This window comes from Dulcicalothrix desertica PCC 7102 (assembly GCF_003991905.1).
Lineage (GTDB): Bacteria > Cyanobacteriota > Cyanobacteriia > Cyanobacteriales > Nostocaceae > Dulcicalothrix > Dulcicalothrix desertica.
This window is the reverse complement of record NZ_RSCL01000036.1, coordinates 72,576-85,935: the sequence shown is the minus strand read 5'-3', so window position 1 is coordinate 85,935 and position 13,360 is coordinate 72,576. Positions and strand designations below refer to the sequence as shown.

Annotated in this window: 5 protein-coding genes; 2 read left to right on the top strand and 3 right to left on the bottom strand. The window is 39.3% G+C overall.

Annotated features, from left to right (window positions below; all coding sequences use genetic code 11):
• Nucleotides 1–377 precede the first annotated feature (377 nt).
• A complete protein-coding gene (locus tag DSM106972_RS44655; RefSeq protein WP_127086743.1) occupies nt 378–659 on the top strand; it encodes a hypothetical protein in 282 nt (93 codons plus the stop codon).
• Nucleotides 660–1,018: 359 nt separating this feature from the next.
• On the opposite strand, the gene DSM106972_RS44650 is transcribed toward DSM106972_RS44655, so the two are convergent.
• From DSM106972_RS44650 to DSM106972_RS54420, 3 genes are all read right to left on the bottom strand, one after another.
• Nucleotides 1,019–1,297, bottom strand: coding sequence for a hypothetical protein (locus tag DSM106972_RS44650; protein WP_325052276.1), 279 nt, complete (start codon nt 1,295–1,297; stop codon nt 1,019–1,021).
• Entirely contained in the window at nt 1,282–1,599 is a 318-nt protein-coding gene (locus DSM106972_RS44645; RefSeq protein ID WP_127086742.1) for a hypothetical protein, read from the bottom strand. The genes DSM106972_RS44650 and DSM106972_RS44645 overlap by 16 nt, the downstream gene beginning before the upstream one ends.
• 122 nt (nt 1,600–1,721) lie before the next feature.
• Nucleotides 1,722–2,030, bottom strand: a complete 309-nt coding sequence (locus DSM106972_RS54420) for a DUF1016 N-terminal domain-containing protein (RefSeq protein ID WP_127086741.1) — start codon at nt 2,028–2,030, stop codon at nt 1,722–1,724.
• A gap of 434 nt (nt 2,031–2,464) precedes the next feature.
• Between DSM106972_RS54420 and DSM106972_RS44635 the strand changes: the two genes are divergently transcribed.
• Nucleotides 2,465–13,237 (top strand): non-ribosomal peptide synthetase, encoded by a 10,773-nt coding sequence (locus DSM106972_RS44635; RefSeq protein WP_127086740.1) that lies wholly within the window; start codon nt 2,465–2,467, stop codon nt 13,235–13,237.
• Nucleotides 13,238–13,360: the final 123 nt, after the last annotated feature.

The following is a 13,360-nucleotide window of genomic DNA, read 5'->3' as shown; positions in this document are numbered from 1 at the left end:
CATCCTTGCCCGCCCATAGTTTGAACGGGCAAGGATGCCCATTCCACAATATGGAGAATTAAATTTTTGGAAGTCCCTTATATCTTGCGCCTATATAATATTAATTGCTGAATCTGCAACTACGCTCATACCCGTAAGCAGGTTAAAACCCATAGGCTAATAGCAAAAGTCCATTAAAATGGACTGCATATAAAGTAGTATTAGTAACATGATTATGTTAAATTAAGGCTTAATACGTAGAGGCACAAGATGTCAGGTATGTATGGTATCATTTATATTACACCCCACATTCCACACCCTAACTACCACAAGTTCATGAATACTAAAATAATTATTGTAGAATATTGTATAAGTAGTTAACAACGGAGATATTAATTATGAATAATGATTTTGCTTATGAATATGTTCATTATCAATCAGTTGGAAATTTAGAAAAGTGTAAAGAAATAATTAAAGATACTAATCAAAAACTCAAACAACTTTATAGTATACAGAATATTAAAGGTTATGAACTTCTTTTAATTAAGGATGATATTGATGTCGAAGAAAAATTGATAGAGCCAAAATTTGAAGAAGTTACTGAGGGGAAATTTCCATTTGTTTATTCAGCCGTACAACCTGTTAAAGATATTTATTTTTATTTTAATAGTTTAATGTAAGATTTACAATACAAAAGGGTTGATATATAAAGTTGATATATGTATATAAAAAATTTATAGTTATATTTATAATATACAGATAATTGATGTTCTTTGGCATTACGAACTTCTCAAATTTTATAACATACTGTAGGGTGTATGACGCCCACAGAAAGATTACGTTTTTCACGAAGAGACTTGTAGCGTCACGCACCGGCATTCGATGGTGTGAGATTAATATCAAACAAATGTTAAGCGTGGTTCACACTTATATGTAGTGTAAAATTATCCTAGAGTTAATAAACCCTGTGGTTTGTTTACTAATAACTGTTTAGTTTCTAGCCATTGGCGCCCAAGTAGAACTTCAGTTAAATTCTTACCTACATGTACAGGGATATCATATTCCTGACCATCAGTTTAATTTTTCCTACATAAATATCAAATGATGAAGTACCTTGTGCCGTCCTCATATCTTCCTGGTCAATATATATCCAACCAAAATCATCTATATCCTGGTCGTTTATAGCCAACCAACCGGAAAATCCGGTGTCGAACATAGACTCTATTTCTAGCCCTGAACCATCCGATGCAATTAATTCTATTTCAAAGAGCAAGGCATCCTCAACACCAAAAGTACCGTTTATCATATTGTTCCGCACACACCTGTTTCATTGATACGGAAAGTATGAAACCTGCGGTCAGGATATTTGTCGCGCGCTTCTAAGGCGCCTTTTATTTCATCTTGATTAATAAAATACTCGCCACTGTCGGGTTCAATTGTTAAATACCAATTGTAATGAGTTTCTATTAATTCTGGTTTGAGTTTTTCAAAGATAGGCAGACAGCGCGCTCTAAAAGCTTCTCGTTCAGCTTGACGTTGCTCTTTTTGTTCCTCAGTCCACTGTATTTCTGGAAAAATGCGTCCCCTGCGGACGGTGCGGGTTGGTTTTGTTTCAGTCATAACCTTCTCACGATAAAAGTGCAATATATATATTAAAGCGTATATTGAACCCGGAGGTGAGAGAACGAGGAGTCTTAACCCTCATTCGTTAACAGCACCAGTATTCGATGGTATGTGACGCCCTAAAACATCGCACATCTGCCTACCCTCTCATATATCCAAGCGCTTCCACGACTTTGGCGTCCCTTTATATAGAGTTTACTATCTCCGGCAAGCAGATGTAATCGCCTCTTGCAGTTTAGCTTGTCATATTCAGCGCGTTGACCTTGTAAAACTTCGGTTTGGATGCGTTTACCAACTTGCCAATATAATAAGGTTATTTCTGCATTGACGGCAACGGCGGCGCGTTGTTTGGCAGTGTCAATGAGTTGACGAATTTCTTGAAATAACAGATTGGATGGTTGGCTTGGTTGGGTGAGGTCATTGCTCATACTGGAATTTATTATTGAGCAGTTTTCAAAGTATTGTATCATTTATTAAAAATTACTTGGCGCCATAGAAATAACGTTTTTTTAGAAGCAAGGCACCTTGGCGCCTCAATACTGCAAAGGATAGAATTAAATCCCCCCTTCCACACGCAGGACGTGTACACATAAGTGGTTGAATTACGCTTATATCTTCAAAGCCCACCCCCTAACCCCCTCTCCGTTGCGGGGAGGGGAGTAAAATTTGTATATACACGGTAGCCGAAGAGAGCGGGGGATTGATTCTGAGAAAATTGCTATCCCTTGTAGTATTGCTTGGCGCCTGGGTGAGTAACTTAATAAATTCCCTAACTTTCCCTAACTTATATGCGTTGATTGTATTGAGCTTAATCAATAAAGTGAGATGTAATCCCGTATTACTACTAGAACTTTATTGATATATGAACCTGAAAGATAATATTGAAAACATCTATCCTCTTACACCATTACAAAAAGGGCTACTTTTCCACTCTCTCTACAATCCTGAGTCAGCAGTATACTTTGAACAGTTAAGTTGTACTCTAGAAGGCGCCGTTTCTATAGAAGCAGTCAACCAAGCATGGCAAAGTTTAATTGACCGTCACTCAATTTTACGCACTGCCATCATCACCAAAGGGCAAACCGAACCTGTACAAGTTGTTTTTCGTAAAATTGTATTCAAGGTTGTTGAGCAAGACTGGCGTGGTTTAAACACTTTTGCCCAACAAAACCGTCTCCAGCAATTTCTTATAGAAGACCGAAGCCAAGGATTTGTCTTGAACCGTCCCCCTTTAATGCGGGTTACTTTGATACGCTTGGGCGAAGAATCTTGGCAAATGGTATGGAGTCACCATCATTTACTACTTGATGGCTGGTCTATGCAATTACTGATGCGTGAGTTCTTTTTATTACACAAAGCTGCAAAGGAAGGTGTAAAGGCATCCTTACCATCTGTGCGTCCTTTTGGTGACTTTCTTAGCTGGTTAAAACAAAAAAATTCTCAAGCCGCAGAACCTTTTTGGCGCCATTATCTACAAGGCTTTAGCAGTCAAACTCCTTTATCAATAATACCAGCTAAAAAGCGAGATAATATAAGTAATAATACAGAAATTAGGCTACAACTTAACCCAGAAGAAACTGCTCAATTACAAAAATTAGCGCGCGCTTGTAATGTCACACTTAATACTATAATTCAAGGTGCCTGGGCAATTTTGCTCAATCGTTATAGTCGTTCCGAGGATATTGTATACGGTATCACAGTGGCAGGAAGACCACCTGAAATGTCTGGTGTAGAACAGATGATTGGGCCATTTATCAATACTTTGCCATTACGTGTTTCGGTATCCAATCAAACGTTAGACTCCTGGCTACAGATGCTACAACAACAGCAAGTAGAAATGCGTGAGTTTGAACACTCTAGCCTTGTAGATATTCAACGCCTTTGTGATGTCCCACGTGGGCAAACGCTGTTTGAAACTTTACTAGCATTTGAAAATTTCCCTGTTGATAAATCCTTAAAAGCCGAAAATTTTGGACTAAATATTCAAGATGTATCTTTCTTTGAAGTAACTAATTATCCCATTACTCTTATAGTAATTCCAGGTTTAGAGCTTTTATTTAAATTAACTTACGATTCGCAGCGCTTTGATGAAGATGCAATGCAGTTACTGTTAGAACAATTGCACAATCTTTTAAAGAATATGGCGCGCGATGCCAAAACGGCTTTAAGTTCGTTATCTCTGTTGACCTCTAATTTGACCTCTCCCCCTACTTTAATACAAACTCAGGGTGATACTCTCGGCGCCTGTTTTGGTCGAACTGTTAGTAAATATCCAGAGCGCATTGCAATTACCTTTGGTCAGGAAAATATTACATATGGCGAATTAGACCGTCGTTCTAACAGCATCGCTAGATTTTTACAGAAACAGGGAATTGGACGAGAAAAGCGCGTTGCTATTTGCCTAGAACGCTCTATTGATTTAATTATCGCCATGTTAGGTGTTGTGAAAGCGGGTGGTATTTATGTTCCTGTTGACCCTAATTATCCACGAGAAAGAATTGAGTTTACTGTCACCGACTGTGAAGCAGAACTGATTTTAACAACACAATGTCTGTCTGAGGTTTTACCAGCATCGGCTCAACTTCTATATATTGATGCTCTCGATGCACCACATTTAGTAGAAAGTGATGCACCAGTATTAAATGATAATTTAAATCCAGAAGATGGTGCATATGTAATTTACACTTCTGGTTCTACAGGTAAACCCAAAGGAGTATTAGTCACTCAGAATAATGTTACTCGCTTGTTTAGCAATACAAACGAATGGTTTGGATTTAATGAAAACGATGTTTGGACATTTTTCCATTCCTTCGCTTTTGATTTCTCTGTTTGGGAAATTTGGGGAGCATTGCTTTATGGCGGGCGCCTAGTTATTGTGAGTTATGCAGAAAGTCGAAATCCTCAAAAGTTTCTACAACTACTTCAAGAGCAAAAAGTTACTGTTCTCAACCAAACACCTTCAGCGTTTACCCAGTTACTAGCAGCAGAAAGTACCTCGTCATTATTAACTCAATTACGCTATATTATATTTGGTGGCGAAGCATTAAACTTACAAAGTTTGCGTCCTTGGTTTGACCGTCATGGTGAAGAAACACAACTAGTCAATATGTATGGTATTACCGAGACAACGGTTCACGTTACCTATCGACCAATTCGGCGCCAAGATTTATTAGATAATGTATCCGCTAGCTTAGTTGGGGTGCCAATACCCGACTTAGATATATATTTACTTGACCCCAATGGAAATCTTCTTCCCCCAGGAGTTACGGGTGAAATTTATGTAGGAGGAGCAGGAGTAAGTCGCGGTTATCTTAACCGACCAGAAATAAATAAAGAGCGTTTTATTCCTAATTCTTTCGCTTCAGATTCTAACGCGCGTCTTTATCGTAGTGGTGATTTAGCGCGCTTTCTGGGCAATGGTGACTTAGAATATTTAGGGCGGATAGATAATCAGGTAAAAATTCGCGGTTTCCGTATCGAAATTGGCGAAATTGAAGCGGCTCTTTCCCAGTTTCCTCAAGTAGTGGAAAATATTGTTGTAGTTCATTCAGAGGATGGGAATCAAAGATTAGTTGCTTACTTAGTTTGCACAGGCGCCATTAAGAGCATCGAAGCGTTACGAAACCATCTGCTTCAAAGTTTACCAGATTACATGGTGCCTTCGCAGTTTATTTACCTCGATAAATTACCTCTTACAACCAACGGTAAAGTTGACCACAAAGCATTGCCGGCGCCTGAATTTAAAAGAGAAAATCTTGAAGTTAGTTATGTTCCTCCTGAAACAGATGCAGAAAAAACCCTAGCACAAATTTGGGCGCAAGTTTTAGGAGTAAATACTGTGGGACGGTATGATAATTACTTTGCTTTAGGTGGTGACTCTATTCGCAGTATTCGTGTGTGTTCGCTAGCTTTATCAGCAGGACTAACGATAAAACTAGAACAAATTTTCTCTTATCCCATTCTATCAGAACTTGCCGCTCTATCTGAGTCTAAACAATCCTCAGCTAGTGATACTTATCAAGCATTTGAACTAATTACACCCACAGACCGTGAGAAACTTCAGCAGCTAAATATGGATGCTGTAGACGCTTACCCACTAGCTCAACTGCAAGCAGGGATGCTATTTCACAGCGATTATTTTGAAGGTGCAACGGCTTATAATGATGTTTTTAGTTTCCGTATTCGGATGCCTTTTAACCTCAATATTTGGCAGCAAGCTTATGCAGAAATGTTGCAACATAATATACTAAAAACAGCATTTTATTTAGGAGAATTTTCTCAACCTATTCAGGTAGTACTTAAAGAAGCCAATGCAGAAATTAAATTTGTAGATTTTACTTCTTTATCTTGCTCACAACACGAAGCAGAAATCAACTTATTTATTCAAAAACAAAGGGAAGAAGGATTTGATTGGTCAAAAGCACCGCTTGTAAGGTTTTATATTCATCATCTTGACCAAGATATCATCCAAGTAACTTTTGCCCTGCATCATGCTATTATGGATGGCTGGAGTTTAGCCCAATTTCTTTCTGAACTCATTAACACATATCTCCACCTTCTAGATAGTAAAGTACCATTGCCACAGGTGCCTCCATCTCTCCAATATTCTCGGTTTGTGGCATTAGAACAAGAAGCTTTAAAAGACAAAACTCAAAAATCGTTTTGGCAACAGCAACTAGCTTCAATTCCTTTTACTCAACTACCCCGTTATCAAGTTGACAACTCATCATCAGGGCAAATGGCTAAGATAGACATTGCGCTGTCACACGAACTTTCACAACAGATAAAAGCCTTATCTAATCAATTGGGTGTTTCTGTAAAAACAGTTTTGTTAGCTGTGCATATGCGTTTGTTAGCTTTTTATTCTGGCGAAGAGGAAGTTGTCACCGGATTGGTTTGCAATGGACGACCCGAAGAAAAAGATGGGGAAAGAGTTTTAGGACTTTTCTTAAATACTGTACCATTTAGACTTCAACTTTCTGGCGGCTCATGGATTGATTTAATTAAGCAAACTTTTCGCAACGAACAACTCATTATACCTAATCGTCGTTTTCCGCTTGCAGAAATTCAAAGAATGCATGGGAATCAACCGCTATACGAAAGTTCTTTTAACTTTGTCCACTTTCATGTTTATAAAGGACTTTTAGAATTGCGAGATATTGAATTAATCGAATCACTGTCTTTTGATGAAACAAACATTCCCTTTAGCGTTAGTTGGAGCGAAGAAGTTGATTCAGGAAACTTGCTATTTAATATTTCATATAATAATAGTGAGTTTGATGAGCAACAAGCAAAGAGAATGGGCAATTACTGCGCGCGGATGTGTGAGTCATTAGTGAGCGACCCAGAAGCAAACTATACCCAAGTAACAGAAGAATTTCCTGTCTACCCTACAACTCAAACCGAAAGCACAGTCAAAAATATAACTTTTCACATACATGAAATTTTTGAAAAACGGGCTGTTGATTTCCCTGACTTGCCTGCTGTCACCTGCCTTGGAAAAACTTGGACATATAGCGAATTAAATCAAAAGGCAAATCAATTAGCACGGTTTTTGCGTGAGCGTGGAATTTGTGCTGACCAACCAGTTGGAATTTGTCTAGAACGTTCTTTAGATATGGTTTGTGCGATTTTAGCAATCAATAAGGCTGGTGGTTGCTATGTACCTATTGACCCTCATTACCCAGATGTTCGCAAAAAGGAGATGCTTCAAGATGCTAAAGCGAATATTGTTATAACTCCGCAGTTCTTTTTAGATAATGACTCAGAAATAAGGCGCCAAGCATCGGAAAATTTAGGCATACCAGTATTGGGAGAACAAATAGCATATATTATTTTTACATCCGGCTCAACTGGGCGAGCTAAAGGTATTGCTATTTCTCATCAAGCTTTAGCAAATCACATGGCTTGGTTCTTAGAGACTTTTGCTGTAAACCAATCTGATGCAATTTTACAAAAAACCCCATTCAGTTTCGATGCTTCTGTATGGGAATTTTGGGCTGCTTTAATGACAGGCGCCAAACTGGTCATGGCAAAACCGGGAGGACATCAAGATACTACCTACCTTGTAGAGACAATCAAAAACAACAATATTACTTTGTTACAGGTAGTACCAACACTTTTAGAGATTCTGCTTAACGAACCAGGATTTTGTGAATGTTCCAGCCTGCGTCTATTATTTAGTGGTGGTGAAGCACTTAAAAAACGGGTATGGGATGATTTCCAAAACACTCTTAATATCCCCCTCATCAACCTTTATGGTCCTGCTGAAACCACTATTGATGTAGCTTTTCACTCTTGTAGAGTCAGTGAAAATACTCTTACTATTCCCGTTGGTAAGCCAGTACTTAATACTTCTTTATATATACTAGATAAATATTTGCAACCAGTGCCTATTGGGACTCAGGGCGAGTTATATGTAGCTTCCGAACAATTAGCTCGTGGTTACTGGCAGGCGCCTTTTATGACTGCCGAACGCTTTCTACCAAATCCATTTTCTTCAAATGGCTCCCGTTTCTATCGTACAGGAGATAGAGCTAGATATTTGCAGGATGGCACAATTGAGTTTCTCGGTAGAATTGACCACCAAGTTAAACTACGTGGTTTCCGCATTGAAACGGACGAAATTGTTACAGTTTTAGAACAGCAACCTTGGGTAGTACGTGCAGTAGTTAAAGCTTGGTCGCGTTTAGTAGCTTATGTAGAATTGAAAGAAGCTCCCAACAATTGGCAGGATATATTGCGCTCAGTAGTCCGCAATACTCTCCCCAGCTATATGGCGCCATCTTTGTTTGTGAATGTGGATACTTGGGAATTACTCCCCAACGGCAAGATAAATTTAAATGCGTTACTTGAACCGGAAGCAGAGCAAACAGTTACAAATAAAACTTACGTAGCTCCTCAAAACGAAGTTGAGAAAAATCTCACAAAAATTTGGTCTGAAGTATTGCGACTTCCCCATATAGGAATTGAAGATAACTTCTTTGACCTGGGAGGAGATTCTATTCTTTGTCTGCAAGTAATAGCCAAAGCTAGAAGTTTGGGAATTACTTTTACCCCCCAAGATTTATTTAACTATCCGCAAATTATCCAACTGGCGCCGAACGTTAAAAAATCAGTAACAACAACGCTTCCCTTAGTTCCGGTGGGTAGTGAAATACCCCTAACTCCAGTACAGCAGTGGTTTTTCCAACAATCATTTGCAAAACCAGAACATTGGAACCAAGCAGTTTTACTAGATTTAAAACAAAACTTTGATGTTGCAGAGCTAAAAACAGCTTTAGTTCAAATAGCCCAAAATCACGAAGCAACAAAACTCAGGTTCCGCAAAACACCAAACGGTTGGAAGCAATATCTTAGTAATAATGATAATCATGTAACTTTTGATGTCGTTGAATTAAGCGCGCGTCAAGCCTCATCATTACAAACCATCGCTAGTAAGTTTCAAGCTCAACTAAATTTAGAAGAAGGTACCCTGTTCCGGGCAGTTTATTTTCAAATAGAGGGAGACACACCAAATAAACTCTTGCTCATTATCCATCACTTAATAGTAGACGGTGTTTCTTGGCGAGTAATTTTGCAAGACCTAGCCATTGCGCTACAGAAACAACTTGCTAGCTTGTCGGTAAGTAACTTTGCGACTTGGGCAACTCAATTACATCTTTTGAGTGATACTCAGCAAGAAAAAAATAACTTAGAGAAAGACCTTGATTTTTGGACACAACAAATCTCTACCTCTGAACTACCACTTGATTTTCCAGAAAATCTTGAAAATAACTTTGAAGACTCTATAGCACAAATCGAGTGTAATTTTAGTCAGAGTGAAACTGAAAGTTTGCTTTATGAACTACCGCGCGCTCATAAAATACGTATCCAAGAAGCATTGTTAACTGTGTTACTCGAAGCAGTAACAGAATGGACTCAGCAATCTGAGATAGTTATTGCATTAGAAAGCCACGGTAGAGAAAGTAATTTTGAGGTTTCATTAGATGTTTCTAACGCTGTGGGTTGGTTTACCTCGCTGTTCCCGTTCAAACTAAAAAGAAAAACGGACAGCTTGTTAAAAAATCTAGAAGCTGTAAAACAACAGTTAGGAAACTTACCCAGTAACGGCATTTCCTACGGTTTACTTAGCTGTCGCCAAGAATTAGCTGATGTCTTACCAAAAATTCCTGAAGGTATTTTATTTAACTACCTAGGGCAATTTGATGAAAACTTTGGCAACGAGTCGGCGCCTTTTGTCCCTGCTACCGAAGATGCTGGAGTTTCGAGGGCACCCGAAAATAGGCGCCCGTTCCAGTTGGAAGTGACTGGTTTAATTATCAATGGCAAATTACAAATGCGGTTTGTGTTTAGCAAAGCATTACATCAAGAAGAAACTATTCAGGCTTTGGCGCAGAGATTTTACACAGCTTTTCAATCTCTTTTACAAGAAAGCACGACTATTGTAATTGAGGAAAATAATGTAGAAGATATTTATCCACTTGCACCAGTTCAAGAGGGAATGCTTTTCCACGCCAACTACGAATTAGAAAGCGGGGTTTACCTTCAGCAAGTAACGGGTGAAATGACGGGAGTTTTGGAAACAAGTGCTTGGAAACAAGCTTGGGAACGCACTATAGATAAGCATCCCAGCTTGCGCGCGACTTTTATCCAGCAAGATTTACCTCGACCGTTGCAGCGAATTCATCAACGGGTAAACTTACCTTTTGTTTACGAAGATTGGTCTGCACTAGATGCTGAGTCTATAAATAGTCAGTGGAACGAACTTTTAAAAACAGACCGTCAGCAAGGGTTTTGTTTAGAAACTCCTCCCCTGATGCGGTTAACGTTATTAAAAACAGGGGAGCAACAATGGCGATTTTTATGGACTCATCACCATCTTTTGCTTGATGGTTGGTCATTACCTTTAATTTTCCGCTCGGTAATTAATTTTTACTACAATCGTCCACAATATGAGGCGCCGTCATATCGTGATTTTATCGCCTACTTAAACAATAAGCCATCAAACTCAGCATCTGTAGCTAACTTTTGGCGCCACTCATTGAGTAATTTGTCTCAAGCAACCAGTTTTGGACTAAAACATGCCAATTCTGATTATCAAACCTTAGAAACAACTCTTGGTCATCAAACTTACCAGCAATTACTTACAGTCGCACAAAAAAATCGGGTGACTTTAAATACCATAGTTCAAGCAGCTTGGAGTATCCTATTAAGTCGATATAGCACATCCAATGATGTTGTTTTTGGTGTTACTGTGTCTGGGCGCCCGCCAGAATTACCTGGGTCATCAGAAATGGTAGGTCTATTTATTAACACCCTACCCTTACGTGTCACCTTAGATGAAGCAACACCATTAAAACAATGGTTACAACAACTGCGCGATTGCACATTACAAATCAACCAACATTCCTCTAGTCGTCTCGTAGATATTCAAGGTTTTTCTGACATTCCACGAGGACAATCATTATTTGAATCTATAGTTGTTTACGAAAATTATCCAGTAGATAACACTCTGCGGCAAGAGGAAAGCGAACTATCTATTAGTTCTGTGCAGTCACTAGAAAAAACTCATTACCCTGTCACCTTATATGCATTACCTGGAGACGATTTAACTTTAAAAATTGCTTTCCAAAAGAATATTGGTAGTGTAGAACAAAGAGAAAAGCTGCTAGATAACTTAACCCAAGTTCTACGGAATTTTACTGAAGATTTAGAGTTTGTTGGCGAAATTGGCTTGTTAAGTCAAGCTGAAGCACTCACCCATAACAAAGCTGACACAAATTTAATCCCGCAAGTTACCGTAGATAAACTATTTAGTCAGCAAGCATCTCTCACCCCCAATGCATTAGCAGTTCTCAACGGTTCCGAGTGGTTGACTTATGAAGAATTAGAACAAAAATCTCTTCAGTTTGCCCAAGTACTCCGACAAAAGGGAGTTACTCAAGAGACATTAGTTGCTGTGTACTTAGAGCGTCACGCCAACTTGTTGGTTACATTTCTTGGTATTTTAAAAGCGGGAGGCGCCTTCGTTGGGCTTGACCCATCTTTCCCAAGTGACCGTCTGGAATTTATGCTTGCCGATAGCGGAGCTAAATTTATTATTACCGAAGAGAAATTAGCTTCTCAACTGCCGTCTTCCCAAGCGACAACAGTATTACTGTCTGAACTAACATCACAACAAGCAGAAGAATTACCTGTTGTAAGTAATAACCACAACAATCATTTAGCTTACGTTATTTATACATCTGGTTCCACTGGGCGCCCAAAAGGAGTACAAATATCACATAGCGCGCTCGTCAACTTTTTATTGAGCTTCCGCTCTCAACCAGGAATGTCTGTTAGTGATACATTTGTCTCAGTTACAACTACAAGTTTTGACATTTCTATTTTAGAGTTGTTCTTACCCTTAATTACAGGCGCGCGGTTAGTTGTGGCAGAACGTGAAACTGTTTACGATGGTTTTAAGCTAGTTCAATTGCTACAGCAAACTCAAGCAACAGTTATGCAGGCAACTCCTGCAACATGGAGATTACTTCTAACAGCAGGTTGGCAACCGAGCAAATCTTTCCGCGTTTTTTGCGGAGGTGAAGCAATGCCAATTGATTTAGCAAAATCTTTACTACTTGCTGGAGTGGAACTGTGGAATGTTTACGGACCAACAGAAACTACAATTTGGTCTACCGTTAAGCAAGTCAAACAGCCAGAAGATGCACTTTCAATTGGTCAACCTATAGCCAACACCTCAATTTACATTTTAGACAGTGCAGGAAAACCAGTTCCTAACGGAATTGTGGGAGAATTATTTATAGGTGGTGCCGGAGTTGCGCGGGGTTATTTAGCCAGACCCAACCTAACAGCAGAGCGATTTGTGCCCAATCCATTCTCAAAAGAACCAGGAGCGCGAATGTACTGTACAGGTGACTTAGCGCGGTTTCTACCGAATGGAGAGATTGAGTTTCTTGGTCGTTTAGATTACCAAGTTAAAATACGTGGTTTCCGAATTGAACTAGGAGAAATCGAGACAGTTGTAGGCAATTACCCAGAAATTGCTCAAGCTGTAATCAAAGCTATCGATGATACAAGTAATACAAGTACAGACAAAAAACTTGTTGCTTATCTCGTCGCTAAACCCAATACAGACAAACCATCACCCTCAAACCTCCGAGCATATGTATTAGAAAAATTACCTGAATACATGGTTCCATCGGCTTGGGTATATTTAGATGCAATGCCTCTAACACCCAACAACAAAATAGATAGAAAAGCCCTAGCGGCGCCTACATTCGATTCTAGACTTGGATATACGGCGCCTAGAAATGATATTGAAGCAGCGTTAGTTGATATTTGGCAATCAATAATGAATATAGAGAGCATAGGTGTAAAAGATAACTTCTTCGACCTAGGTGGACATTCTTTGATTGCAGCACAAATTCATGCGACTATTAGAAAAGTTTTCTTTGTTGACGTTTCACTAAGAGAAATGTTTGCAGCGTTAACAATCGAGAAAACAGCACAACTAATCACTGGCAAAGAAACCCAACCAGGACGCACTGAGAAAATAGCCAAAGCATTCTTACGCATGAAACAGATGACACCGGAGGAAAAAGCCAAGCTGCTACAAACAAAACGTTAAAAAATTAAACCCCACCCCCTAACCCCCTCCCCGTATACGGGGAGGGGGAAAAAACTCTTACTCCCCTCTCCGCTCGCGGGGAGGGGTTGGGGGTGGGGTTTAATTCCGCCGAACCACATCATC

Coding starts and splice junctions, on each gene's coding strand:
- DSM106972_RS44655 (WP_127086743.1), top strand. CDS start 378: ATGAATAATGATTTTGCTTATGAATATGTTCATTATCAATCAGTTGGA.
- DSM106972_RS44645 (WP_127086742.1), bottom strand. CDS start 1,599: ATGACTGAAACAAAACCAACCCGCACCGTCCGCAGGGGACGCATTTTT.
- DSM106972_RS54420 (WP_127086741.1), bottom strand. CDS start 2,030: ATGAGCAATGACCTCACCCAACCAAGCCAACCATCCAATCTGTTATTT.
- DSM106972_RS44635 (WP_127086740.1), top strand. CDS start 2,465: ATGAACCTGAAAGATAATATTGAAAACATCTATCCTCTTACACCATTA.